Below are 25,430 nucleotides of genomic sequence, written 5' to 3'. Positions count from 1 at the left end.
TATTGACACATTGCCTCGAAAGTTGTCTCGTCGGTCCCAGTTTTATGACCACAAATTCTTTACCTCAACTTTGGCTCTATGACACTACATTACGGGATGGCACTCAGCGCGAGGGGCTATCTGTATCGATAGAAGATAAGTTACGCATTGCCCGTAGACTCGATCAACTGGGAATTCCCTTTATTGAAGGTGGTTGGCCTGGTGCCAATCCCAAGGATGTACAATTTTTCTGGCAACTCCAAGAAGATCCGCTCAAACAGGCTGAAATTGTCGCTTTTTGCTCGACTCGCCGCCCCAATTCCACTGCCGCCACCGAACCGATGCTACAAGATATTTTGGCGGCGGGAACTCGCTGGGTAACGATTTTTGGCAAGTCTTGGGATTTACATGTAACAACCGGACTCAAAACGACATTAGAAGAAAATTTGGCGATGATTCGCGACACCATTGAGTACCTCCGTTCTCAGAGTCGCCGGATTATCTACGATGCCGAACATTGGTTTGATGGCTATAAGCACAATCGAGATTATGCTTTACAGACATTAGAGGCTGCGATCGCCTCTGGTGCGGAATGGCTAGTCCTCTGTGATACCAATGGCGGCACTTTACCCCACGAAATTAGCCAAATTGTTCAAGATGTCATTAGTCATTTGTCATTTGTCATTCGTCAAGAACCAATGACAAAGGATAAAGGACAAAGGACAATGCCCCAAATTGGAATTCATACTCACAACGATTCGGAAATGGCGGTTGCTAACGCAATAGCCGCCGTGATGGCAGGGGCAAAGATGGTACAGGGCACAATTAATGGTTACGGTGAACGTTGCGGTAATGCTAACCTCTGTTCGTTAATTCCCAATTTACAACTGAAGGCGGGTTACAGTTGTATCACAGAAGACCAGCTCACAGAACTTACAGAAGCTAGTCGTTTTGTAAGTGAGGTCGTCAACCTTGCGCCAGATGAACACGCTCCCTTTGTGGGACGTTCGGCTTTTGCCCATAAGGGCGGTATTCATGTATCAGCTGTAGAACGTAATCCCCTAACTTACGAACACATTCAGCCGGAACAAGTCGGGAATCGTCGGCGCATTGTGATTTCGGAACAATCTGGACTGAGCAATGTTTTAGCCAAAGCCCGCAGTTTTGGGATTGAATTGGATCAACAAAAAGCAGAGGCTAGGGAAATTCTCCAGCGCCTCAAAGATTTGGAAAGTGAAGGATTTCAATTTGAAGCAGCAGAGGCCAGTTTTGTGCTATTGATGCACGAAGCTTTGGGAGGCCGCCAGAAGTTTTTTGAAGTCAAAGGTTTTCAAGTCCACTGCGACTTGATTGAGGGGAAAGAAACTAGCAATGCCCTAGCTACAGTCAAAGTCGCTGTTGACGGCAAAAATATTTTAGAAGCGGCAGAAGGTAACGGGCCTGTGGCAGCTTTGGATGCAGCTTTACGCAAGGCTTTGGTGAACTTTTATCCTCAGATTGCAACCTTTGATTTGACAGATTACAAAGTGCGAATTCTCAACGGACATACGGGCACTGCGGCGAAAACTCGTGTGTTGGTAGAATCAGGCAATGGTCGTCAACGCTGGACGACGGTAGGAGTTTCTACCAATATTTTGGCGGCTTCCTATCAAGCGGTGGTAGAGGGCTTGGAATACGGTTTGTTGTTACATTCCCAAGCAGAAGCAGCGGTGAAAGCTTCTAGTTGACAAAAGGGATATGTAGTGTAATCACGGTTCGGTTAAAGGGGAAAGGGGAAAGGGAAAAGGGAAAGGGGAAAAAAACCTTTAACCCAAACCCACTAAACCTTTTCCCTAAAGGTAATTCTGAGTTCAAAATATTTATCCGAACTGTATTGTATGTAGTCTAGGGAAAGTTTGCATTTTTGGATAAAAGGGGAAGCGATCGCACTTTAGCGATCGCTTCTCACGATCTATTCAAAATTTTGTGCTTAATATAGCAAAAAAGCTGTTGTAAATAGAAGCTCTACCAATTGCGCCATCCACCTTTGGGTGCAACTTCATTATTAGTAGACTTCAGTCCGTGACTGTGCAACAGAGTTTGATATTCGGTGCTGCTTGCCCAACGGTCAATTTCTCGCGCCCGCAGTACTGGCACTGGATGGGTTAATTGGGCTGTACGGGCAGCTTTGACCATTTCACCCAGTTCTGTCTTGCTAATATCATCGTAAGCGCGGGCTTGGGCAACAAAGGCATCGAGATTCAGTTGGGGCGCTAAGGTGGGAGAACCACCAGCCAACTTCATCAACACGGACATGACCACTTTCGGGTCTTGGGTTGCTAGTAATGCGGCGCGATCGCAGGTAAACTCAGCACAACGTACCCATTCCAAAAGTTGCGCCTGTATAGCTTGAGCCACAAAGGTTCCGACATTGGGCACAATCGCCGCAGCTAATATTAGTAAATTTACAGGAGTCAAGTAAACGCTATGGTCACACTTGAGATGTCCCAACTCGTGGGCGATTACTGCTTGTATTTCCTCTGGTGTGAGGATATCAATCAGGGAAGTGTGTACCACCACAAAAGGCTGCTTACCCCGCACGGCAAAAGTATAAGCATTGGGAGCCGGATGTTGCCGGACGTACAACTGGGGAGGATCTATATCCAGGATTTTACAGGCATCTAACAATAGCTTGTATAAATCGGGTAGTTGCTTTTCACCCACCAAAATGCTAGAGGCAATATTTTCCACATAAAAAACTTGCTCTGCCATTGGCCCAAGCCAATTTCGCACCAACATATCTATGCCTGGTATCTGCTTGAGCGCTCTGGTAGCTTCCAGGTCTAATGGATGACGAAATGAGTCAGCTTTTAAACCAATCAGCGGGGTTTTGAAGAAGGACATAGTGCAACAAGCTATAAAAAAATACAACTATGGAATCTGGCTGGATAGATAAACAGCCTCCCACAGTTAGTATAACGATTTCAGTTGGGGGTTTCCTTTCTTGCATACTCGTAACTTTCGGTATTACTGCTCATTTCACCCCTTTGCTGCATACACCTACCGAGCAAATCCTCTCCTTTAGTGTCCGTTGCAGTTAATCTTGATTGGACACACTAATTCACACTCGGAGAATTGAATGCGCTTTGGTTTTTTGACTTTATGTGTTCTCGCACTAGCGACAACTTCTGGACACGCCGCTCAGTCTGCCAAGATTCCAGCACTGGTGATGACCAGCCCAAATTCAGCTGAGGCCAACTACGAAGATAAATGCAGCAACGGTGGCAACCTTGACCAGTTTAATCGCGATAAGTTTCTTAAACTTATGCTTGCTGATAAAAAATCAAAGCTATCTCAACTGAAAGTAGCTCTCCTCAATGAAATTAAACAAAGTGGTGATGAGCCACGAGGCGAGGGTGTCAATATTGGTGAATGGAATCAAACCTTCCATGACCGAAGTGGTTGTGGCACAAACACTAACAGTTACTCAGCATTTGTTGTCACCGTGACTGGTGGAAATGCAAACCATACGGTCGTGAAATACCTGGTAACAATTGATGACGACGATAACGCAGGCAAAAGAACCCTCAAGATCCGCGACATCCGTCCAATCAAACTACGAAATGATAATTGACCGAGCACTTCTTTTCGCTTCCTAGTTCCAAGTCTCTGAAATTTAGAAGCTTCAAAGTCTTGTTGTGCCCTGAGAAAACTCAGTACAGAATTTCATTAATTTATAGCGAATTCATGAAAGGCAATACCGTGCAATGCCAATGCGTTGGCTTGCATTGTTAATGCAATGGCCGCCTTGTTAATACGTCAGCTTGTATTGTTAATGCAATGGCCGCCTTGTTAATACGTCAGCTTGTATTGTTAATGCCATGGCCGCCTTGTTAATACATCGGCTTGTATTGTTAATGCCATGGCCGCCTTGTTAATGCGTCAGCTTGTATTGTTAATACGTTCCCCTGAATTAAAAACGCTATGCTTTTACGCAAAACTGTACTAAGCATGAAGCTACAACTAGTGACACGATCAAAAGAGATTGTTTTTTTCTGTTGTCACTATGAAGATATTAGTACTGAATGCCGGATCGAGCAGCCAAAAGAGTTGTTTGTACGAAATTGCAGATGAAATGCCTACCCAACCACCCCAACCTCTTTGGGAAGGGAAAATTAACTGGACTCAAGATCGGGGTGTGGCAGAAATTGAGGTGAAAACTGTTACGGGTGGAACGCTGCAAAAATCAATCTCTGGTGATTCTCCACAGGCGCACCTCACCTATATGCTGAATACACTCGATCGTGATGATACCAAGGTAATCGATCGCTTGTCAGAAATCGATGTGGTGGGGCATCGGATAGTACATGGTGGAGAGGCTTATCGAGATAGTGTGGTAATTACGGAGGATGTCAAAAAGGCGATCGCCGATATGTCTAATCTTGCTCCCGAACATAATCCCGCGGCTGTACAAGGCATAGAAGCAATTGAAAACATCCTAAAAGATGTCACTCAAGTAGCAGTCTTTGATACTGGATTTCATGCCACCTTACCCGATGCAGCAGCAATCTATCCCGGTCCATATCAGTGGGTAGAGCAAGGTATTCGTCGCTATGGATTTCATGGTATCAGTCACCAATACTGTTCTCAACGTGCTGTCCAAATACTCGGTCGAGATGTTGCATCTGAGCGGTTAATTATCTGCCATTTGGGGAATGGATGCTCTTTAGCAGCGATAAAAAACGGTCGCAGTATTGATACTACTATGGGATTCACGCCCTTAGACGGATTAATGATGGGTAGCCGTTCTGGTTCAGTCGATCCGGGGATTTTGATTTATTTGTTGCGGCACTGCAATTACTCTATCGAAAAGTTGGATGAGTTATTAAATAAAGCTTCTGGGTTAAAGGGAATTTCGGGTGTATCTAGCGATCTGCGTGAAGTGAAAGAAGCGATCGCTCAAGATAATTCCCGCGCTCAATTGGCATGGGATATCTACGTACATCGCTTGCGTTCTGGTATCGGCGCAATGCTTGCTAGTTTGGGGGGATTAGATGCTTTAGTATTCACAGCAGGTGTGGGTGAACACTCCGCAGAAATTCGCCAAGCCGCCTGTGAAGCCTTTGGATTTATCGGACTGAAAATAGACCTTGAGAAAAATCAACAGCAGCCAGTGGATGAAGATATTGCCACACCTGACTCAACAGTGAGAATATTAGTCATACATACTCAAGAAGATTGGGCGATCGCCGGGCATTGTTGGCAAATATTGACAAAGTAAAAATCATCAAAAAGCCAACCCCTTTTAGAAGTTGGCTAAATTGCAGCAGATTTCAAGTTAGTGAAGTAGAGTATTTAGGTCTTAAAGCTAGACACAGAGATTATTTTAATTCTTGTAGCGCACCGGGGCGTAGCCAATTCTGAATTCTACTGTAACTTTCTTTGAAAGGAAACTCTTAAGAATCTGTAATCGCAAGCCGCGCTACAAAAGTATCTAATTCTTGGTCAATAGCATCTAATTTTCTGTTAAGTAATTGTAACTCTCTAATTGTTGCGTCAACGTCAGATTGTCCTTGTTGTTTTTCTTTTAGAATTGAATCAATCTGTTCTCGAAACTTTTGAATCTCTTGACCAAGACTCTCATCTATCGATTTTTGAATTTCAATTAGCTTTATTACTACCGCATCTGCTATTTTATCGCCTCGTTGGTCTGCTGAATCACGAATTGAAACTGCAAATCGTTTAGCAGCGTCTTCTTTAATCTTGTTATTTGTAGATTTTGCAGTTAACAATCCCTGAATGAGTCCACCACTAGCCATAGCTCCAAATATCAACAAAGGATTTGCAGCAGTTAGAGTAATTGCTGCCACACTAATTATTAGTTGAGGAATAATAGCTTTTGCCATCTCTTGATAGCCAAAAACAGCACCAACCCCGGCTAATCCAATATTTGCTCCTAACAAAAAGCCTCCACTCGCAGCCAGTACTCTTTCGATGACACTAACTTTTTTAATGTTAAGGTCATCTATGGAAACTATGCCACCTGCAACTTGAATCTTCAGGCTATCTAATTGATGTACAAATTCGTTGGCACGTTCATCTATCTCTTGGGTAAGACGTTCTAGACGGCTACTAACCAAAGGTTGTAATATTTCATTTTGCCAGACTAATAATTCATTTTCCATCTTGCTGGAAAGTTGGTTAGTCACATCCTTAATTAACTTTTCAATTTGCGACTTAGTTAACACCATTGATGTTTGGGTTTCCAACGTTTTCACCCATTCGCTCACAACTTTGTCAGCCAGACGGCGATAGAAACTAGAACCTTCAGCACTAATAGTCTGTTTGATATCTTCCAAAAAATTAGAGATACGTCGCACTATCTGTTCTCGCTGCATTTCCAAACGCCGTAGTGGCTCCTGAGCAGCTTCATATCGAGCTTCCAAGGTTTTTAAATCAGTTCTTAGCATCGCTTCCCGCTGAGGAATAACTCCTCGTGCTTCATAAATTGCTCTCTGGAGTTCTGCCGCAGTTCTGAGAATTTTGATGTTACCTTTTTCGTTGGCTAAGAATTTTTCTAGTTCTCTTTCAACCAAAGTTAAACCTGAAGCTTCAACTTGCCCCTTATCGCCTTTGAGTTTTCCTCCTAAAGCACCACGAGCATCGATAAAAAATATCCGTTTTTTATCACGTTTTGTTTTCGGAGCTAGTTTGTTAATTCCAAGTTGCTTAATGCTGTCTTTTTCTTCATCTTCAATCATATTGAAGCGATTGCAGATAAAGAAAATATCTTTATGTCCAGCAGGTATTAAAGTATTGTCAATCACATCCATTTCTGACTTAGAAGCCAGTGCTTCGCAGGAAAGTACAAAGAGTATTGCATCAACATTAGACAAATAGTCCATTGTTACTTTCTGGCGAGTATCATGTTCATTCAGTCCAGGAGAGTCAATAATTTCTACTCCATTGCGGCAAAGTTCTAGAGGCCAAAACAATTCAACTTTTTCGTAGGGATTGCTATTAATTTCACTTACATCATCTTTAATTACAACATACTCTTCAATTTCATTAATAGGAACTTCTTGAGGCAAAGACATAGGAGTATCTACCGACTTTGCAGGATGTAATAAAGCCCGACGGCTATCTCCCCATTTCACTTCATTAATGATTGCAGTACAAGGTCTAGCATACGCAGGTAAAACTTTCTCACCCAGCAAAGCATTGATAAAAGTACTCTTACCACGCTTAAATTCACCTAAAACTAATACCTTAAAGCTATTGGACTGCACTAGATATTCTAATTGTTTAAGTGACTTTTCTGATTCAGTCATGTTTAGCGAACTAATTAGCTTCAAGTGGCGTTGAATTAAACTCGCTAGCACATTTTGTTTCTCTTGAAACGCTTCATAGTTTTGGTATTTAACAGTTTGAACTACCATAAAAATTTCCTTGCAGATTTATTGGGTTTATGTACTTGAAAGAAATGTAATTTAGGGCAATAACAATCGTGAAATTTCTTTTTTCAAAGTAGAAGCTTGAGAGATTATTTCTGTCCAATGGTTTTCCGGTTGTTCTTGCTTATTATTGAAAGCAAGTTTATAGGCAGATTGCCAAGCAATTTTTTCCTCTTCCATTTCTTCACTCAATTGGTTATATAGTTGTTGAAAACGATTTGCTAAACGTTTAAAATACTCATCCATACAACGGTCAAGGCTATGTTCTAGCTCTTGATTAAGTAACTTTCGCTGCTCTTGCAATTTTTCCCTAATAACTCGCTCACCAACAACCCATACTGTTGTACTTACAGCTACTCCAATTGCTCCACCAAAAACACAGCCACAGATTGTAGCAGCACTACCTCCAAGGCGGGTGAGAAGTCGATATTTTTCGATTTCAGTCAGGGAAATAGCTTGTAAATCTAAATCGATTTTAACTATCTCTGAAGTATCAATATCTTCTGTATTTATCCGAGTTGAAAACTGTTTCGATACTTCATTTTGTAGCCACTCAAAATCTAGAGCCAAAGCTTTTAAAATATCGCTTTCTAATTGTCGGCTCAACCTGAAAAGCTCACGTCTTAATCTAAATGGTAAATCTTGCTCCCACCAAGTTTTAGGATCTTGGGTTCTTTTGAGTTCCAATGAAAGATTTTCTAATAACTCTGTTTTAGCTTCGAGAACTTTTTGGTGTAACGCCTTAGTACGGTATAAGCGTTTTTGATCCAAATTCAGGCGAATTCTTTCCCAGTCAGTTTGAGAGTTTTGGATTTCCTGATTGACCTTCATTAAAGCGCTCTCTTTCGCTGTTGCATCCATTGCAGTAGTAGAGATTGCTAATTCTCCAACTTTGATTAGATGTGAAAGATAATCTGTTATTTGACCTGCAATTTTACGGCTACGCCAGATCCGGCGATCGCCTTTTGCTACCATTGACTCAATCTCAGCTTTTATTGCTGCAAATACTTCAATTTCTGAATTCCGATTGCTGACAGGATATAGCGGTAAAACAGGAATTGTTGAGGAAATTTTTGCTATTCGCTTACGAATACTATTAAATACCTCTAACCTTTCCTCTTCAGCAATAGTATCAAGCTTGGAAACAGCAACCAAAATTCTGGGAATATGGCGACCCATTACTTCCTGTTCTAAAAAGGTTGCTTCTGTCATACTGAAAGGTAATGTAGCACTGACAACTAAGACAGATGCATCACACTGGCTCAACAGATCGAGTGCAAGAGCCGCACGACGACCACTTAAGTCTCCTACTCCAGGTGTGTCAATTAATTCAACGTCAAGTGCTTGTAACCAGGGATTGGCTAATGTTAAACGGACTTGGCCAACCACCTCTTGTTCGCTACCATTGCGATCGATAGCTGTTAAATCTCTCCAAGATAGTGCTTCCATTGGACGAGTCTCCCATCCATCTTTGGAAGATTGAACTTCCATACGGTCTTCTGACCCTGCGACAATTGAGGTTAAGGTCGCTGTAGTTGGAAGATCGCCAACAGGTAAGATGTTTGCATCTAATAAGCGATTGACTAAAGAACTTTTGCCACGACTGAACTCACCCACAAACGCTAGACGGAAACCTGGCAATTCCCACCGTGAGTTTAGTACTTTTAACTCAGCAGTAATATCTTCACAATCAGATAAATTGGATAATAGCAAACACTCATCAAGCCAGAGGCGAATCCATTCACTCAAGTTATGAAAATCTTCTGAAGGTGCAGGTGATGGTCTTTGAGTTTCGATAATATTAGCATTTACTACAGATTTATAAACACTATCATCTGTCTTTTCTGCTTGAAAAAAATGATCGTTGACAGCTTCTACTACACCTGAAACAACAATCTGAATTGTCTCAACAACAGCGGTATTTATCGCTTCTGGAACACCATCAATAACAACTTCTTCCAATGAAGAACCTAAATAATTTGAATCTTCCTCACATTCTGATGCTTCACTATAATACTGAAATGAATATGAGGCAGGTTCTAAATTATCGCTGCTTCCTTCTAGGAAATTATCCTTTATATTAGTTTCCGCTTCAAAATGAAACCAATCATCAAAAGCATTGGAAAAAGACTTATCAATCATACAAATTTTCCTTTAAGATATTTACTTACTGCTCAAGTTATTGGATTTTCCTGTAACGTTATCTGCGACTTAATATTTTGACTTCATTTCCATTCCTCTATACTAAAAAGAGAGAGGCTTTGATTTTTGCTCCCCTTCTCTATAAGGTAAGTAGGGGTTAGGTTTGAGAGAAAGTCGCAGATATCGTACTGTAATAACTTTTAATCTGGCAAATTTAACTCAGCTGTAGATATACTGGATATATGCAGTACAGCCGCGTCTGATTGAGCAATACTTAATGATTCAAGTGCATGAAAGATAATTTCGGATGCGATCACAAAAACTTCGACTAATTTTTTGCTTTTCTCAAAAGATTTATTCATGGATTGTTTGCAGTCTAAGAGTTTGACTTTAGGTAAAATCCATGATATGAGTCTTGCTGTGATAACTATGAAAGTGGGCTAGATTGTAATCAAGAATACAAATTATATTTTCATCAATAAATTAGACATACTAAATTTAATCACAGGAAGCATTGTCATCTTTGACAAGGCAAGATTACAAGCCAAATGTTCAGCTTCATACTTTTTAATCACTTTCGGGAGAGAATATTCAAAGCTCAATTCTGAGTAAGGATTTTAGATTTTACTCTAGTGATAGTGAAAAAAAGAAAGTTAAAAGAATTTTATTTAATTTAAATTTCTTAATAAGGGACGCATAATCAATTTAACAACTCGCCCCCATGTAAAGCTTAAAATGTACTCTACAAGTTTTGGGACGATTAGTGAAAAAAGCGGTAAGAATAAGGCAGTAAGGTTACGAAAGCTAGTACTAGCAACAAAAACACTAGGGATGAAACAAATCAGCGTCCATATCAACCTATTTATAAATTTAGAATTTATGGAAGTACGACTTTGAAATTGATTAACAACTATATAGCGAGTAGTAGCAAATAATATAGTTAACCCTAACCAAGCAAATATTACTAGCATCCAATTTGCTGGATGGAGATTGTAAACTAGAAAACCAGCAGGAAAGAGAGAAGCTATCTCCCAAACTAGCAGATTTAATTTACTCCGCAGACAGCTTAGTATTTGCTCAATAAGCCAATAATGCACATAAACAATATTTAAACACTGAGAATTTTGGATAAAATCACTCCTAATTTTGTGAATTATGTCGCCATAAAACAAGATATTGCTTTGTACAATAATATCTTGTTCTTTCCAAAAATATAAAGCTGATGTATCTTCTCTATAATAAGAATTAAAAGTAAGTCCATACTGTAATCTCGATTTATTTTGTAATGATTTGCTCCAAAATAATTTGATAAAATTTCCGATAAAAGTATTGTCAAATATTTTCAATTTATTTTTAGCAACTACTAATTTAGTGTATGGTGTAACGTTCTTATTCAAGCAAATCTTATCGCTAAAACAATTGTAGTACCAAAGATAAGCTAGTAACTTTGGAGGAATGTATAAAGAGCAGCCTATTTCTCGCGCTTCCGCAATTTGTTTTAAAATGGTCTTATTTAGATAAAAAGTATACTGTCCTGGTTCAACCTTAATTTTAAGTTCAATAGGAGTGCCTTGAGGTATTTGTACAAAGAAAGAGAATTGAACATCAACTTGATTATCTGTGTGTGTTTGTTCGGCGTTCATTGTCGGGATAATTTTGCGATATTTTGTATAATACCAATCAGAAAATCTAGTGTTCCACGCCACTGTTTCTCTCCAGCAACTACCCCTTCATTATGTATTTTTAGAATTAAATCTCTATCTCCTTCAGATAATTGAAATAGCTTTTTATGATAACGACTAATAATATCCCCATCTAACTGCATAACAGTTTGAGCATAAATAATATCAATATCTACGCTAGTAATGTTGCCACTATTAAGTGCCGCTTTTAGTTCAGACATTTTTCGCAAAGTACGAATAAATTTATCATTATTTAAAAGTTCTTCAATCTCTTTCCACCTTTGCTGCAAACTTTTTAGATTATTTTCTTCTCGATCTGCAACAGGAGTGGGAGCAGGCAATATTGGTCGAGCTAACTTTATGTATACCTCGTCAGTTGGAAGAATATTCGCTTTATGTTCCACTTGATATTTAAGACGCTCTTGATATTGGATTATTCTGGAGTCTGGCTCACTACTCTCATTGCTTTTTTCCAGGAGAATGTAAAAATATTCTCTTTCAAGTTGCGAAAATAGACTTGTATAACGCTTGCGTAATTCTTGAGCTTGAGTTTTTTCTGGTTCTGGTAAATCGTCTGGATTTGGAATTCCTTTGACATCAAAGTAGTCTTTGTCATTTATTGAATAAATCTCTTCATACGCTTGCCAAGCATTAAACTTTGCGCCAGTAATTTGCTCCACAACCATTGTATTTATTTCTAAAGCTGTAATATCGTCAACTAATTCATGTACAGATGAGACTACTTTCTCTAGCAAATCTTTGGCTTGTTCTTGAATTTTGTTAGGCATAGTCATAATTTTCTGGATTTATCTAAAGCAAATTAACCTACAGGTTAAGATAAGCTTATATCCTGTAGGTATTTTTGGGTTAATATTAATTAATCTAATAAATATTAACTACTGGGGACGAGATAGCGATTGTTGTGAAGTTTTACGAGATTTCATAATTTCGATAAAAAATCCATACAACTTATGCAAACTTTCTATATTTTTTTGCATAATCTCCCGACTTTCTTTGATTTGAGTTAGATGAAATTCGCGAAGTTCTGTATATGGCCCACTGCCAACAAATTGACTACCAACTTCATTAGTTATATCACCATCAATTAGATTGATTATAGTGTGCATTCGATTACCTGTTTGAGGAATTTGCTGCCCTTGTAGTTCTTCTAAGTGAGTAGATGATTCTGGAACCCAAGTGGTAATTTCTAGCTCGATAACTTCAACTATTGCTGTTTGAATAGTATCAATAATTTCATCAATATTGAATCCTTCTCCCTTACTATTCAGTTTCTTAACTTTGATTTTAAATTCACTACTTGGTTTGCTATATTGACTATTATTATCCCAATTTTCTATGGTTTGACCATTAGTTTCTGTGTTTTCATTAAGAGTATTATTCACCATGATGTTTTAGAGGTTAAAGACAGATGTAAATATAAACAAGATACAACTATAGGTGATGTCAAAAGTTTTCAGGCTTTTACTAAAAAAAAGTAATTAAAGTCAAAACAACTTAATATTCAAGAAATTTTTACTAAAAAAATTATGATTTCTTAAAGCAAAATTTATCTTAAAAAAAGAATAATACCATTTTAGATTTTGGAAGAACTGCGTTGCAGCGAATCCAGCACTACCGTAGGATTTCCCTATTATCCTAAGTAGCGTGATTCTGAAATAATTATTTAATTAATTAGCTTTTGGGCGTTTCGTTCCAATCAGTATAAATTAAATATTGCTTTTATACAAAGAATGCCTAAGTATTTTTCAAGGCAAAGATAAATTTAAGGTATTAATAAGCACAAAATAATAAGATTAATTTATTTAAGTCAACTTTTTTATCTTACCTAGCAAAGCTTAGACGCACAAGTAGACCTGACTTTTCTTATAGCACTATGTATACAATGATATGACTGCGATCGCAAAGCAAAGGAAAATATGTTGTTATCTCGTCAAGCTTTTGCTACACCTTTTGTAATTTCTATGTGTATTTTAGGAGTTGGCTTGATTCAATTCCCCCAATTGCAAAAACTAATAAATAGAAAACAATCTGCCTCTATAGAAAGTTTAAAACAAGAAATAAAATCTGAAAATATTCGTCTAAAATTTCTCAAAAAAACACCTAGTTTTAGTTATGATAACTTCATCGCAGATTTGGTGTATCTCAATTTTCTCCAATATTTTGGAGATGATGAAATTCGGGATAAAACAGGTTACAGTTTAAGTCCAGAATATTTTGAAGTTATTTTAGAACGTGACCCGCGATTTTTAGCAGCCTATCACAGTCTTTCGATCAGTACTTCATTATATGCTGGTATGCCAGAACGTGCGATCGCAATATCAGAGAAAGGCTTAAAATCAATATCTCCCTCAGTTCCCAAAAAGTCTTATTATATATGGCGTTATAAAGGAGTTGATGAGTTATTATTTTTAGGCAACGCGAAAGCTGCTCAACAGTCTTTTGCAACGGCGGCAAATTGGGCAAGTAAATTTTCAGATCCAGAGAGTCAACTTATAGCTAATACTTCCCAAAGAACTGCGGAATTCCTGAGCCGAAATCCTAACAGTAAATATGCTCAAATTTCTACATGGTCAATGGTTTTAAATAATCATGCTGATGAAAGAACTCAGAAACGCGCCATTAGAGAAATCGAAGCTTTGGGAGGAAAAATAGTTACGACTCCTGAAGGCACGAATAAAATTATATTTCCACCTAAAGATTAAATTATTGCAAATGTAATTGAAGATTATATTGACTCAATTAGTTTCAAGTTTATCATACATGATTGAGTAAGGTGATACTGATGTTAATACAATTGGCAGAATCTAACTCTCAAATATTAAAGTGTTTTCCTGTTATTTCTCAGTTGCGCCCTCACCTGGAGCAGGATAATTTTGTAGAACAAGTTCGATATCAAATGAAAGAAGGATATCAACTTGCATTCTTGGAAGTAGAAAAGCAAGCTGTAGCAGTGGCTGGATTTCGTATTTCTAATTGTTTAGCATTGGGAAAATTTTTATATATTGATGATTTAGTTGTTGATGAGTTGAAGCGGTCACACAGCTATGGTCAACAATTATTTCAGTGGCTAATTGAATATGCCAGAAATCATGAGTGTAAGCACCTGAGTCTAGATTCTGGTGTTCAGCGATTTGCAGCCCATAGATTTTATCTCATGCAGCGTATGAGTATTACAAGTCATCACTTTTCAATGGAGTTGTAGCTACAAGCAATTTGGTTGTGACAAATAGTATTTTTTGGTATAACGGCAAATTAATTCATTCTCAAACCCTAGAATTAAACATTGACGATCCGGGTTTACTTTATGGGGCAACTATTTTTACGACATTGCGAGTTTATGAGAACTCGCTAGATAGTAATTTAACTAATTGGCAAGCACATTGCGATCGCTTACTTTTCTCACTACAAACTTTTGGCTGGCAGCAACCAGATTGGAACCGCGTGCGTCAAGGTGCCCAAATTCTCCTCGCATACTTCCCAGTTCTCCGAATTACCCTTTTTCCCGATGGACGGGAATGGATAACTGGTAGATTATTACCACAAAATTTGATAGAAAAACAAAAAACTGGTGTTGTGTGTGCCGTTGCTAGTTCAGAATTTTCTCGCTCTCTCCCTTCTCATAAAACTGGAAATTATTTGAGTGCTTGGTTGGCAAAAACTAGCTCAGATGCTCAAGAAGCAATATTAGTCGATGCTCAAGGAAATTGGCTAGAAACCAGTACAGGCAACCTTTGGGGATGGTGCGATCGCAGTTGGTACACGCCACCAATAAAGGCCGGAATTTTGCCGGGAATTATGCGATCGCAACTTGTAAACTGGCTGCAAAACCATCAACAGCCAGTGCGAGAAGAAACTTGGAGTGCCGAGCTAGTCCAGAGATTTGAAGCGATCGCCTACACTAATAGTGTGGTCGAAATTATTCCCATTCATACAGTTCATCTGCCTTCAGGGTCGCTACAATGTAATCCCTACCATGATAGTTTTCAGCTAATAAGGGAGCTTTTTTTAGCATGACAACCACGCCAAATTTGTTATATCTTAAGATAAGTTAACATAATTCTTAATAATCACCTTTTTGAGCAGAGAAGCTAGGCGATTGCGCGAAAAATACCGGAGGATAGACCTTAGTGAATAAAAGATGGAGAAATGCAGGGCTGTACGCGCTGCTGTTTATTGTCGTAATTGCGCTGGGAACAGCATTCTTTGACAAACAACCCCAAAGCAGAGAAACATGGCGATACAGTCGCTTTATTCAAGAAGTTCAGCAAGGCAGAGTAGAAAAAGTCAGTTTGAGTGCAGACCGCTCTACAGCACTGGTTACACCCAAATATGACCCAGCTAAACGGATTGTTACCTTAGTCAACGATCCAGACTTGATTAATACTCTGACTTCTAAAGGCGTTGATATTTCTGTTTTGCCCCAAACCGACGAAGGATTTTGGTTTAAGGCACTGAGCAGCTTATTTTTCCCTGTATTGCTTTTGGTTGGCTTATTCTTCTTACTACGTCGCGCTCAAAGTGGCCCGGGTAGCCAAGCGATGAACTTTGGCAAATCCAAAGCCAGAGTGCAAATGGAACCTCAAACTCAGGTGACATTTGGCGATGTCGCTGGTATTGACCAAGCCAAGTTGGAATTAAACGAAGTCGTAGACTTTTTGAAAAACGCCGATCGCTTTACCGCCGTTGGTGCAAAAATTCCTAAAGGTGTGTTGTTAGTTGGCCCTCCTGGTACAGGTAAAACCCTCCTAGCTCGTGCCGTAGCTGGTGAAGCAGGTGTGCCCTTCTTCTCAATTTCCGGTTCAGAATTTGTGGAAATGTTCGTCGGTGTGGGTGCATCCCGCGTCCGCGATTTATTTGAACAAGCTAAGACCAATGCTCCTTGTATCGTCTTCATCGATGAAATTGACGCTGTAGGTCGTCAACGGGGTGCAGGTTTAGGTGGTGGTAACGATGAGCGGGAACAAACCCTCAACCAGTTACTCACAGAAATGGATGGTTTTGAAGGCAACACTGGCATCATCATTATTGCTGCTACTAACCGTCCTGATGTCCTAGATGCAGCACTGTTGCGTCCTGGTCGCTTTGACCGTCAAGTTGTGGTTGACCGTCCCGACTATGCCGGACGCAGCGAAATCCTCAAGGTACACGCCCGTGGCAAGACCTTGGCGAAAGATGTGGACTTGGATAAAATTGCCCGTCGTACCCCTGGATTTACTGGCGCAGATTTATCCAACCTGTTGAATGAAGCCGCAATTCTGGCAGCACGCCGGAATTTGACTGAAATTTCAATGGATGAAATCAACGACGCGATCGACCGCGTATTAGCTGGGCCAGAGAAGAAAGACCGGGTAATGAGCGAAAAGCGCAAAACCTTGGTGGCTTATCACGAAGCTGGTCACGCTTTAGTTGGTGCTTTGATGCCAGACTATGACCCAGTACAAAAAATTAGCATCATTCCTCGCGGTCGCGCAGGTGGTTTAACTTGGTTTACCCCCAGTGAAGACCGGATGGACACTGGTTTATATAGCCGCGCTTATTTGGAAAATCAGATGGCTGTGGCTTTGGGTGGTCGGATTGCTGAAGAATTAATCTTTGGTGAAGAAGAAGTTACCACTGGTGCTTCTAATGACTTGCAGCAAGTAGCACGGGTTGCGCGTCAGATGATTACTCGATTTGGGATGAGCGATCGCTTAGGCCCTGTTGCCCTTGGTCGTCAACAAGGTAATATGTTCCTCGGACGGGATATCATGTCAGAGCGCGATTTTTCTGAAGAAACCGCTGCTGCTATTGATGAAGAAGTCCGTAAACTTGTAGATGTAGCCTATACACGTGCTAAAGAAGTGTTAGTGGGCAACCGTCACATTTTAGATCAGCTAGCGCAAATGTTGGTTGATAAAGAAACAGTAGACGCTGAAGAGTTGCAAGAAATTCTGTCGAACAACGATGTGACAACCGCAGCGTTTGCCTAATTTAATGAGTAGTTAGGAGTAGAGACGCGATGAATCGCGTCTTTACAAAAGTTAGGAGTTAATAACAATCCGTAACTTTTAAAAATTGGGTAATTCTGGGATTTTCCAGAGTTACCCCAATTTTTTTTAATTCATTGGCAAAAGCCCGGTCATGAAGACCGGGCTTTTAATCCGTAATGGGGTTATATTCCCCGAAGGTTCGTTATAGAGTTTCAGTATAAATCGCTAATCTGATGATAAAGACTACCACACGAGCATAATCAGTTCCGGAAAATTAGAAAAATTTTTTTTAGATACACCAAAATCAAATTACTAACGCCGGAAGAACGTGTCCAAATGTTGGCACAGAAGTTACGCGAACTTGGTATCGATCCTGATTCTCTCCCGTAATCACTCGAAATCAGGGTAACTCGGAGATTTTACGAATTACCTTGATTGCGATCGATCCAAAAAGAATTTATGCATTCTGTCGTACACCCCTCATGGCATCAAATAGATAACTTTCTAAATCTCGATCGGACTAGCATCACGAGTGACTGGATACTAATCAGTTGGTTTTACGCTCTGGATGTCGGTTTCAAAAATAGCCACGCCACAAAGAATGTAGCCGCCGTAAATAGTTGCGTTAAATCCAAAGCAGATAGATAGCCATCTGCAAATGAAGCAATGCTGCGATCGGTAATGCCAAATACCCAGGATGACAGGCCAAATAACCAAATCCCATTCTTGAGATTTCCGACGAATTCTTTAGAGTCCGATCGTTTTTGATCTTTCATAATCTTCTGTTCCGTTGGTGAACAATCTAGTGATTGATGCTCAATACCTGCCATTAGGAATTTTTTCCGATTCCTGACGCTGAATTTACATTTACTATCTATTAATAATATTAATAAATATTTCACCTACTTGACATCCCTACCTAAAGGTACATCTCATAATGATGACATTCCTCTTTTGGTTCTGTTACCTCCGATAGACGGCAATACGTTGAGTTCTCAGCTTTACAGCGTCAGGTTTGAATACTGAAATCACATAATTTTTAAATAACCATATAAATATTTATTTATGCTTTGCATAAAATACCTCATAGGATAGATGCGTTTCCAAAATCTCTTTATATTTCAATTGTGTAGAGACTTCGTAGGGGCGCACAGCTAGCTATGCGCCCCCACAAAGAAATGAAATACTTATTTTGGAGTAGATTAATTCCTTACTCTTGACTCAGCACGGGCTAAACGCCCCGCTTCCGCTAACAGCACTCAGCACTCAGCACTCTTCATCTCACCAACTGCGCCGCAGAATTAAAAAATTGACGACACAACCCCTTCGTGACTAAAACTGTTGTCAACAAGTTAGCAAAAGCAACCATAAACATAATCAAAATTTCGTAGGAGACAGCATCTAGAGGTTTGACACCAGCTAATAACTGTCCGGTGGTAATTCCTGGTATTGCGACCATACCTATGAGTATCATTTGATTGAGAGTAGGAATCAATCCGGCTTTGATGGCGTCTTTGCGATACTGGCTAACTGCTTGCTCTGGAGTTGCACCTAAGCTTAAATGGGTTTCTATTTCGAGATGGCTGGAATTAATCGTGCTGACAAGGCGATCGCCTGCGATCGCAGCTGCATTGGTAGCATTTCCTAAGACTATCCCTGCTAGGGGAATTATATACTGTGGTTCGTACCATCTCTCTGGTTGAACGATTAACAAGTTGATGTAAAACACTGTCACGGCGGTACTAATTAAAATTGCACCCCACACCAAAGGCAACAGATGAGGAATTTTTGGAGTAATGCGATTTCGTGCGACAATCGCCGTAATTGTCAGCATTATTGCTAATAGCGCCAAAACTGCCCAAGGATTGTCTAAAGCCAAGATGAAATCTAAAATGTATCCCAATACAAGAAGTTGTAAGATGGTTCTCCCAGTAGCAAGGGCTAGGTTCAACTCTAATCCTAATTTTTCCCAAGCAGATAAACCAATGGCGATCGCCATCAATCCCACACCAATAGCTAAATCCACGAAATCCAGCTCGATCAGATCCTGCATAGGTTCTCTATCTCCTGGTATTTTCTGCTCAAAGCAGCCCACACAAGAGGAACTTTGACCTGATGTGTTGGATCTTGGTTGATATATATCACTTTCATCAATTCAAAATGGTACGACCTTAACATGGCAAACACCTAGTATGCCTACATCTGTAAATTAAATGTGCGGTGGTTTCCTGTACCACAATTTAAGTAAAAACCCTAATAGATGCGTATCTTGGGCGATAGTCTTTTAGTAGCTCCTCTTTGATTAACAATTCAATCAGCAAAAATTGACTGTTGAAGTGCATCCTTTGTATCTCCCGATAAAATGAGAACTCATGATCCAAAGTGTAAATCCCATCCCTGTCTTTGATATCAAGCAGCAATATACCACCATCGAAGCAGAAATAAGTGCAGCCGTCTTAGAGGTTTTAGCTTCTGGCCGCTATATCGGCGGCCCCTTAGTCGAAGGCTTTGAACAACAGTTTGCCGTTTATAATACTGTTACTGAATGTGTGGCTTGTAATTCTGGTACTGATGCGCTCTACTTAGCGTTACGAGTTTTGGACATTGGTGCAGGCGATGAAGTTATTACAACGCCTTTTACCTTTATTGCAACATCTGAAGTGATTAGCGCCGTTGGCGCAAAGCCTGTTTTCGTTGATATTGACGCGACTACGTTTAATTTAGATGTAGAGCAAGTCGCAGCGGCGATTACACCCAGAACTAAAGCGATTATCCCGGTTCACCTCTTTGGACAACCCGTGGATATGACATCATTAATGGCGATCGCTCAGTCTCACAATTTGTCCATAATTGAAGATTGTGCTCAGTCTACAGGCGCGATTTGGGCCGGTGAAAAAGTCGGAAGTATTGGACATATTGGTTGCTTTAGTTTCTACCCTACCAAAAATCTTGGTGGTTGCGGCGATGGTGGAGCAATAACCACTAACGACCCAGCGATCGCCACTAAACTGCGAATCCTACGAGATCATGGTAGTAAGGTTCGATATTTACACGAAGAAATCGGTGTAAATAGCCGCTTGGATGCTCTCCAAGCAGCCATTTTGCAGATTAAGCTACGTTATTTGGATATTTGGAACGATCGCCGTCGAGATATTGCCAATTATTACTATCAGTTCCTCAGTCAACTTCCGGGAATTGTCCCGCCCCAAGAATTACCTGGGGGTATTGGAGTATGGAATCAATACACTATTCGTATATCAGGCGAAGGGCGAAATGGTTCTAGCGCCAAATACCGAGATTGGGTGCGCAGTCAATTGCAAGAACAGGGCGTGAGTTCAATGATTTACTACCCCCATCCTTTACATTTGCAGCCAGTTTATCAAAGTCTGGGCTATCAAATTGGGGACTTTCCAATAGCAGAGCAAGCTTGTCATGAGGTTATATCCTTGCCGATGTTCCCAGAACTGACACAACAACAGCAAGACCAGGTGATTTATGCGCTGAAAGAAGTTAGGAGTTAGAAGTTAGGAGTTAGAAGTTAGGAGTTAGGAGTTAGAAGTTAAAAGTTTTGAATAAATAAGTTTCTTCAACTCATAACTCATTACTCCTAACTCATCACTCCTAACTCATAACTCTTAACTCATAACTCTTAACTCCTTACTGTATTTGCACTCGCTAAGGCTTCTACTAGTCCACGCACAGCAGCAATCATTGCGACTTCGCTATTGAGTTGATTGATGGCGGAACCAACACCAACACCAGCAGCACCAGCCGCGATCGCTAATGGTGCGGTAACGTTAGAAATGCCGGAAGCACACAATACGGGCACTGTCACTACACGGGAAATCTCAAAAGCTGCTGCCAAGGTGGGAGCAGCTTTTTCAATTAATCCTAGAGTTCCGGAGTGAACTGGGTTACTGCTAGTACCGCCTTCGGTTTGGATAATATCTGCTCCAGCTTTCACCAATTCTTCTGCTAGCTGTACTTGTCGATCTAGTTCCAGGATGTGGGGAACGGTGACAGATAAGGTGATTTCCGGGAGGAGAGCACGAGTTTGCTTAGTCAGCGCTAGCACTTCTGGAGCTTCAAAGCGGCGTCCTTGAGCATAAAAGGAATCGAAATTCCCGATTTCAATTAAATCAGCACCAGCTGCTACTGCTTGCACAAATTTCTCTGGCTCTACTGCTGATACACAAATAGGTAAATTTGTCAAACTTTTAGCTAGTTGGACTAAAGCGGGATCGGCGGCAATATCGACAAAAGTTGCACCGCCTAATTCAGCAGCTTTGACAGTAGCACCGACGCTAGCGGCGTCGAAGTTATTCAAACCGCTAATCACTTTTAGAACGCAGCGGTTAGTAAATGCACGTTGGAGTGTGGAATGCATCGTCATAGTTTGGCTTTTGAAGCTACGAAAATTAGGTATATTCTACCGTCCCTCAGTTGATGAGATACTAAATCAGTATGATAGTTGCCAAATATTGATAGTTTTTTGATAATTTTATCCTTAGCGCCACCGATCAAAGTTTTGCCATCTGTACTGAAAGCGATCGCATCAACTTCTAATTCCATCCATTTATCTACGTTTGTAAGGTTTTTACCACTATCCTAGTCAAACTCTGGAGGCCATAAATCTGCGATTGGTACTTCCCATCCTGGGAGCAGTTCGGGAACTGTTAAAATATCGCCATCACGAAGTATTATTGCCTCTTGTCCAAAGTTGTAAACTTCAACAATCCGCTCATCTGGATTGAGCAAAATTCCTACCTTAGTTCCCAAACTCAGAAATTCTTGAATTTTGGCTCTCAAATCCTCTAAATTATCGCTAGGGGACTTCACCTCTACAGTCAAATCGGGAGCCAATTGAGCAAAAGACTTGGGACTACGACGCAAGCGTTCGGCTAAAACAAATGAAGCGTCTGGTGCGCGCAAATCGGAATTAGGCAACCTGAAACCGGCGCTAGAAGCCGCTGTTCGTCCTAGTTTGCGCGGTCTAACCCAGTTATGTAACTGGGCAATCATTGCCGCTGCGACTTCATCTGATTCGTATCCTGATGGACTCATAACAATAATATTACCCTTAACCAGTTCCATACGAAAGTCAGGGTGCTGTTGCTGCATTTGTTCCAAGTCTTCAAGCGTTAGGGACATAAAACCTCTAATTACACGCCTTGTTTCTATATTAATTATGGAGACAACAGACCTCTCTAGGTGCGATCGCTCCATGAATTACCTTGACTTTTTACGGAATTTAGAAAGGGTACATTGATTTTACTAAATGAATTTCCTAATTATTTTCCACGTTTACAATCAAACTTTATTTCCTGCGACTATGACTTTAGATACCAAAACCATTTTTGCTATCTTGACTGATAAAGGGTCTGCCATCGACTGGAACCAACTACTTACCGAAATCCTGACCGCTTTCAACTGCTCTACAGGTAGCATCCATACCCTAGATAAAGACAGTCAGTTATTGCACCTAAAGGCTTACCAAGGCATTCCAGAATTGCTTTTGCCTAAAATGACGATAATTCCCATTGGCAAAGGAATGGCTGGTGTCGCCGCCGAACGCAAGCGACTCGTACAGATTTGCAACCTGCAAACCGACGAATCAGGAGTGGCGAGGCCCTCAGCAAAAGAAACGAAGGTAGAAGGTTCTATGGCAGTACCGCTGATGCTGAATGGTCAATTGCATGGTATCTTGGGCATTGCAAAGCCAGTTACCTACGAATTTACTGCCGAAGAGAAAGAGATACTGATGCAGATTGGAGAGGCTATTAGCCGGAAAATCGTCAGTTAAAATCAAATACTATTACTATTTTTCAAAATACTTCATTGCTGTTTGTACTTTCTCAACTTGTCTGGGTGCTTGCATTTCGTTAAAGAGGGCGTAGGCGTAGCCCATCGCAGACATCGCTTGGACAAAACTTTCCCTATTTTTCTCAATTTCACCCATTTTTTTATGAGTCAATGCCAACTGATAATAAGCCTCAGCTAAGTCTGATTTAGCACCAATTTTATCAAGAATTTCTATTGCTTTTGAATGATGAAAAATTGCTATAGTAAATTCTCTCTGTTCTCGAAAAATTTCCGCCAGACAACTTATAGCTTTAGCTTTAATCTGGGTAAAGTTGTTTTCTTCAGCATGAAATATAGCTTGTTGGCAGAACTTAAAGGCTTTTTTTAGATTACCTAAATTTATATAAGTTATGCAGAGAGTTACTAAACTATGCCCCATTCCCCATAAAGTCACTCTACTTGACAATGACATAGTATAAAAGGCATCTTCAGCAAGATAAAAGGCATCTTTTCTGCTACCAAAACGTGATTTTATCAAAGCTAAACAACATTGAGCATAAGCCATGTAATCATCAAGATTGCTATTTGCTTCAGCAAGGCTACAAACAGAATTAAAACAATCTTCGGCTGCTTTTATTTCCCATAATTCTAGTTTACAAAGCCCTGTATTGAACAAAATAGATATTTTTGTTTGCTTGACATCTAATTTGCCTAATACTTCTTCTGATTTCTCATAGCATTCTATAGCTTCTCTAATGCAACCGATAATTCGATATGTATAGCCAAGGATATTGTAAAGTCTAATTAATCTTTCTTGCGATTTTATATCGTCTATTATCCGTTTAATGACAGAGAAGTTTTTCTGGAGCAGTCCCAGTTGGTAAAATGAGCAACCCAAAGGCAAACCTAGACTCCACTGTTTACCTCGTCCTTGTAAAATTACATCACCAGCTTGCTCAAAATCATTAATTTCTACATAGTGATAATAAGCTTCTAAAGCAGTCAAAGCATCTGTAATATTTTTGATATCTGTAACTCTTCGCGTCCAAAATTCTGCGGCTTTTCGGTTGACTAATTCCCATTCTTCACTGACTAACCTTAATCGGCTAATTGCTTCATCACGAATTACCGGATGCAGCCAATATTGTCCTTTTTTTGCTTCTATTAAAGACAAATCTTGCAGAGCTTTAATTACCCGTCTACGTTGTTGTTCTGGTACATCCCAAAGCAAAGATAAAACTCCTTCAATAGGCACTGAAGTAATATCTTGATAACGATAGCATCCTAAGCGACACAAGAGGCAATAGGCTTCTAAATCATTCGTTTGGAGTCGCGTAAATTGACTGGCAACTAAATCTTTTAACTCTCTTTCTATTAATAAATATGTACAGTTTTCCTGCCAATAGGCGTGTATATCACCAGAAAAATCTGTCAATATTGCTCCTCGGAGAATTTGCATTGCTTTGGCATTACCTCCATAAGCTCTACACATTTCACTGAGAATAGTAGAATCACAATTGATATGGTGACGGCTGAAAAACTGTCGCCATGCTTCATCATCTAAACCTTCGAGTGGATAGAGATGAACTTCTACACTAGACTCCCGCAAACGCTCACGACTTGTTACTAAAGTAACTGAATGCACATCTGAATCTGCTAATACTCTCAATAACTCAACATAAGGGCGACGATCTTCTAGGAACTTGCCATTTTTATCGAGAGCAGTTTCTAGATTATCGATAAATACCCCAATTTTAAAAGTTTGCTCTCGGAGTTTGCGCCGTAGTCGTTCTAAGCTGATACCGAAGTCACCTCCTGGTTCTTCGTTAAAGTATCGCCGCAGCCATTCTTCAACCACACTTTCCACTGGCGTGAGGTTTTGGATTTCTGTAGCCATCCACAGTTCCAGGACAAAATTAAATTTTTGACTTTTAAAATATTTGCGTGCTAATCTGGTTTTGCCAACACCACCTTCACCTTGGATGAGGATAACTTTTGCTCCCCGACTAACGAGGGTGTGAAGTTCGGCTATTTGGCGATCGCGCCCTACAAAGTTAGAATCTAAATCTTGGGGTCTAGTGCCATTAGTCGCTAAATTGGCAATATGGAGGATTTTTTGCGACTGTTGGCTTGTTCTAAATCCCTGAACTATCCCTTGGAAGGTTGATTTAGAGACTTTCACTCCTAGCACTTTTGACAGTAGATGCCAAAGTTCTGCACCAACTGATTTTAAATGCGCTTCTGTATAACCACGCCTACTGGCAATATCCTGGTAAGTCCGCTTTTCATCCTCCCACAAATGCCGCAAGATAATCCTTTGAGTTTTATCTAAGTGTTCTCCCGTCTTGAGAAAAACCAAGTTATCTACAAACTCTAAGGCTTCTTCTGCACCCATTTGCGAA

At 40.2% G+C, this 25,430-nt stretch carries 22 protein-coding genes; 9 read left to right on the top strand and 13 right to left on the bottom strand.

What is annotated here, in order from left to right; all coding sequences use genetic code 11:
- The first annotated feature begins 44 nt into the window (after positions 1-44).
- Positions 45-1,706: a citramalate synthase gene (gene cimA / locus ACR5KR_RS15025; protein WP_448267078.1), complete on the top strand. Its 1,662-nt coding sequence runs from the start codon at positions 45-47 to the stop codon at positions 1,704-1,706.
- 277 nt (positions 1,707-1,983) lie between these two features.
- On the opposite strand, the gene ACR5KR_RS15020 is transcribed toward cimA, so the two are convergent.
- On the bottom strand, positions 1,984-2,862 hold the full coding sequence (locus ACR5KR_RS15020; RefSeq protein WP_322684322.1) for a M48 family metallopeptidase: 879 nt from the start codon (positions 2,860-2,862) through the stop codon (positions 1,984-1,986).
- 235 nt (positions 2,863-3,097) lie between these two features.
- Here ACR5KR_RS15020 and ACR5KR_RS15015 point away from each other — a divergent pair, with 235 nt between their 5' ends.
- Together ACR5KR_RS15015 and ACR5KR_RS15010 are read left to right on the top strand one after the other, a co-directional pair.
- Positions 3,098-3,592, top strand: a complete 495-nt coding sequence (locus ACR5KR_RS15015) for a hypothetical protein (RefSeq protein ID WP_448267077.1) — start codon at positions 3,098-3,100, stop codon at positions 3,590-3,592.
- A 432-nt stretch (positions 3,593-4,024) separates the two neighbouring features.
- Complete coding sequence (locus ACR5KR_RS15010; RefSeq protein ID WP_448267076.1) at positions 4,025-5,239, top strand: acetate kinase; 1,215 nt, start codon at positions 4,025-4,027, stop codon at positions 5,237-5,239.
- A 175-nt stretch (positions 5,240-5,414) separates the two neighbouring features.
- On the opposite strand, the gene ACR5KR_RS15005 is transcribed toward ACR5KR_RS15010, so the two are convergent.
- The 6 genes from ACR5KR_RS15005 to ACR5KR_RS14980 form a co-directional block, all read right to left on the bottom strand.
- The gene (locus ACR5KR_RS15005) at positions 5,415-7,397 is read right to left on the bottom strand and encodes a dynamin family protein (protein ID WP_445631683.1); all 1,983 of its coding nucleotides are present in this window, start codon (positions 7,395-7,397) and stop codon (positions 5,415-5,417) included.
- Positions 7,398-7,448: 51 nt separating this feature from the next.
- Entirely contained in the window at positions 7,449-9,554 is a 2,106-nt protein-coding gene (locus tag ACR5KR_RS15000) for a dynamin family protein (RefSeq protein WP_448267075.1), read from the bottom strand.
- 200 nt (positions 9,555-9,754) lie between these two features.
- Positions 9,755-9,916: a hypothetical protein gene (locus ACR5KR_RS14995; protein ID WP_448267074.1), complete on the bottom strand. Its 162-nt coding sequence runs from the start codon at positions 9,914-9,916 to the stop codon at positions 9,755-9,757.
- A 306-nt stretch (positions 9,917-10,222) separates the two neighbouring features.
- Entirely contained in the window at positions 10,223-11,197 is a 975-nt protein-coding gene (locus ACR5KR_RS14990) for a hypothetical protein (RefSeq protein WP_448267073.1), read from the bottom strand.
- Complete coding sequence (locus tag ACR5KR_RS14985; RefSeq protein WP_448267072.1) at positions 11,194-12,024, bottom strand: hypothetical protein; 831 nt, start codon at positions 12,022-12,024, stop codon at positions 11,194-11,196. Before ACR5KR_RS14985 ends, ACR5KR_RS14990 begins: the two co-directional genes overlap by 4 nt.
- 108 nt (positions 12,025-12,132) lie before the next feature.
- Complete coding sequence (locus ACR5KR_RS14980; RefSeq protein WP_448267071.1) at positions 12,133-12,642, bottom strand: hypothetical protein; 510 nt, start codon at positions 12,640-12,642, stop codon at positions 12,133-12,135.
- Between the two features lie 531 nt (positions 12,643-13,173).
- On the opposite strand from ACR5KR_RS14980, the gene ACR5KR_RS14975 reads away from it, so the two are divergent.
- The 4 genes from ACR5KR_RS14975 (at position 13,174) to ftsH3 (ending at position 17,226) form a co-directional block, all read left to right on the top strand.
- Complete coding sequence (locus tag ACR5KR_RS14975; RefSeq protein WP_445631688.1) at positions 13,174-13,959, top strand: hypothetical protein; 786 nt, start codon at positions 13,174-13,176, stop codon at positions 13,957-13,959.
- An 80-nt stretch (positions 13,960-14,039) separates the two neighbouring features.
- Positions 14,040-14,459: a GNAT family N-acetyltransferase gene (locus ACR5KR_RS14970; RefSeq protein ID WP_448267070.1), complete on the top strand. Its 420-nt coding sequence runs from the start codon at positions 14,040-14,042 to the stop codon at positions 14,457-14,459.
- Positions 14,460-14,476: 17 nt separating this feature from the next.
- A complete protein-coding gene (locus ACR5KR_RS14965) occupies positions 14,477-15,271 on the top strand; it encodes an aminotransferase class IV (protein WP_448267069.1) in 795 nt (264 codons plus the stop codon).
- 113 nt (positions 15,272-15,384) lie between these two features.
- A complete protein-coding gene (ftsH3, locus tag ACR5KR_RS14960) occupies positions 15,385-17,226 on the top strand; it encodes an ATP-dependent zinc metalloprotease FtsH3 (RefSeq protein WP_322659564.1) in 1,842 nt (613 codons plus the stop codon).
- A 557-nt stretch (positions 17,227-17,783) separates the two neighbouring features.
- On the opposite strand, the gene ACR5KR_RS14955 is transcribed toward ftsH3, so the two are convergent.
- Both ACR5KR_RS14955 and ACR5KR_RS14950 read right to left on the bottom strand, forming a co-directional pair.
- Complete coding sequence (locus ACR5KR_RS14955; RefSeq protein WP_448267068.1) at positions 17,784-18,002, bottom strand: hypothetical protein; 219 nt, start codon at positions 18,000-18,002, stop codon at positions 17,784-17,786.
- Positions 18,003-18,502: 500 nt separating this feature from the next.
- Positions 18,503-19,279 (bottom strand): ABC transporter permease, encoded by a 777-nt coding sequence (locus ACR5KR_RS14950; RefSeq protein ID WP_448267067.1) that lies wholly within the window; start codon positions 19,277-19,279, stop codon positions 18,503-18,505.
- 319 nt (positions 19,280-19,598) lie between these two features.
- Between ACR5KR_RS14950 and ACR5KR_RS14945 the strand changes: the two genes are divergently transcribed.
- Positions 19,599-20,747, top strand: a complete 1,149-nt coding sequence (locus ACR5KR_RS14945; protein WP_448267066.1) for a DegT/DnrJ/EryC1/StrS family aminotransferase — start codon at positions 19,599-19,601, stop codon at positions 20,745-20,747.
- Between the two features lie 128 nt (positions 20,748-20,875).
- Here ACR5KR_RS14945 and ACR5KR_RS14940 read toward each other — a convergent pair whose 3' ends face one another.
- From ACR5KR_RS14940 to ACR5KR_RS14930, 3 genes are read right to left on the bottom strand one after another with little or no spacing between them, the layout of a single operon-like run.
- The gene (locus ACR5KR_RS14940; RefSeq protein WP_448267065.1) at positions 20,876-21,619 is read right to left on the bottom strand and encodes a DUF561 domain-containing protein; all 744 of its coding nucleotides are present in this window, start codon (positions 21,617-21,619) and stop codon (positions 20,876-20,878) included.
- Positions 21,616-21,798 (bottom strand): hypothetical protein, encoded by a 183-nt coding sequence (locus ACR5KR_RS14935; protein ID WP_448267064.1) that lies wholly within the window; start codon positions 21,796-21,798, stop codon positions 21,616-21,618. The genes ACR5KR_RS14940 and ACR5KR_RS14935 overlap by 4 nt, the downstream gene beginning before the upstream one ends.
- 36 nt (positions 21,799-21,834) lie before the next feature.
- Positions 21,835-22,377 carry a Uma2 family endonuclease gene (locus ACR5KR_RS14930; RefSeq protein WP_448267063.1) on the bottom strand — a complete coding sequence of 181 codons (543 nt, stop codon included), beginning with the start codon at positions 22,375-22,377 and terminating at the stop codon, positions 21,835-21,837.
- Positions 22,378-22,504: 127 nt separating this feature from the next.
- Here ACR5KR_RS14930 and ACR5KR_RS14925 point away from each other — a divergent pair, with 127 nt between their 5' ends.
- The gene (locus ACR5KR_RS14925; protein ID WP_448267062.1) at positions 22,505-23,029 is read left to right on the top strand and encodes a GAF domain-containing protein; all 525 of its coding nucleotides are present in this window, start codon (positions 22,505-22,507) and stop codon (positions 23,027-23,029) included.
- A gap of 15 nt (positions 23,030-23,044) precedes the next feature.
- Here ACR5KR_RS14925 and ACR5KR_RS14920 read toward each other — a convergent pair whose 3' ends face one another.
- Positions 23,045-25,423 (bottom strand): tetratricopeptide repeat protein, encoded by a 2,379-nt coding sequence (locus ACR5KR_RS14920; RefSeq protein ID WP_448267061.1) that lies wholly within the window; start codon positions 25,421-25,423, stop codon positions 23,045-23,047.
- Between the last annotated feature and the right edge of the window lie 7 nt (positions 25,424-25,430).

The organism is Nostoc sp. DSM 114159 (assembly GCF_053470285.1).
The sequence above is the reverse complement of the archived record's forward strand: the minus strand, read 5'-3'. Positions and strand labels throughout refer to the sequence as shown.

Excerpts from the sequence above, each read along its gene's own strand:
- cimA (WP_448267078.1), top strand. The coding sequence starts at position 45 with ATGACCACAAATTCTTTACCTCAACTTTGGCTCTATGACACTACATTA.
- ACR5KR_RS15020 (WP_322684322.1), bottom strand. The coding sequence starts at position 2,862 with ATGTCCTTCTTCAAAACCCCGCTGATTGGTTTAAAAGCTGACTCATTT.
- ACR5KR_RS15015 (WP_448267077.1), top strand. The coding sequence starts at position 3,098 with ATGCGCTTTGGTTTTTTGACTTTATGTGTTCTCGCACTAGCGACAACT.
- ACR5KR_RS15010 (WP_448267076.1), top strand. The coding sequence starts at position 4,025 with ATGAAGATATTAGTACTGAATGCCGGATCGAGCAGCCAAAAGAGTTGT.
- ACR5KR_RS15005 (WP_445631683.1), bottom strand. The coding sequence starts at position 7,397 with ATGGTAGTTCAAACTGTTAAATACCAAAACTATGAAGCGTTTCAAGAG.
- ACR5KR_RS15000 (WP_448267075.1), bottom strand. The coding sequence starts at position 9,554 with ATGATTGATAAGTCTTTTTCCAATGCTTTTGATGATTGGTTTCATTTT.
- ACR5KR_RS14995 (WP_448267074.1), bottom strand. The coding sequence starts at position 9,916 with ATGAATAAATCTTTTGAGAAAAGCAAAAAATTAGTCGAAGTTTTTGTG.
- ACR5KR_RS14990 (WP_448267073.1), bottom strand. The coding sequence starts at position 11,197 with ATGAACGCCGAACAAACACACACAGATAATCAAGTTGATGTTCAATTC.
- ACR5KR_RS14985 (WP_448267072.1), bottom strand. The coding sequence starts at position 12,024 with ATGCCTAACAAAATTCAAGAACAAGCCAAAGATTTGCTAGAGAAAGTA.
- ACR5KR_RS14980 (WP_448267071.1), bottom strand. The coding sequence starts at position 12,642 with ATGGTGAATAATACTCTTAATGAAAACACAGAAACTAATGGTCAAACC.
- ACR5KR_RS14975 (WP_445631688.1), top strand. The coding sequence starts at position 13,174 with ATGTTGTTATCTCGTCAAGCTTTTGCTACACCTTTTGTAATTTCTATG.
- ACR5KR_RS14970 (WP_448267070.1), top strand. The coding sequence starts at position 14,040 with ATGTTAATACAATTGGCAGAATCTAACTCTCAAATATTAAAGTGTTTT.
- ACR5KR_RS14955 (WP_448267068.1), bottom strand. The coding sequence starts at position 18,002 with ATGAAAGATCAAAAACGATCGGACTCTAAAGAATTCGTCGGAAATCTC.
- ACR5KR_RS14950 (WP_448267067.1), bottom strand. The coding sequence starts at position 19,279 with ATGCAGGATCTGATCGAGCTGGATTTCGTGGATTTAGCTATTGGTGTG.
- ACR5KR_RS14945 (WP_448267066.1), top strand. The coding sequence starts at position 19,599 with ATGATCCAAAGTGTAAATCCCATCCCTGTCTTTGATATCAAGCAGCAA.
- ACR5KR_RS14940 (WP_448267065.1), bottom strand. The coding sequence starts at position 21,619 with ATGACGATGCATTCCACACTCCAACGTGCATTTACTAACCGCTGCGTT.
- ACR5KR_RS14935 (WP_448267064.1), bottom strand. The coding sequence starts at position 21,798 with ATGGAATTAGAAGTTGATGCGATCGCTTTCAGTACAGATGGCAAAACT.
- ACR5KR_RS14930 (WP_448267063.1), bottom strand. The coding sequence starts at position 22,377 with ATGTCCCTAACGCTTGAAGACTTGGAACAAATGCAGCAACAGCACCCT.
- ACR5KR_RS14925 (WP_448267062.1), top strand. The coding sequence starts at position 22,505 with ATGAATTTCCTAATTATTTTCCACGTTTACAATCAAACTTTATTTCCT.
- ACR5KR_RS14920 (WP_448267061.1), bottom strand. The coding sequence starts at position 25,423 with ATGGGTGCAGAAGAAGCCTTAGAGTTTGTAGATAACTTGGTTTTTCTC.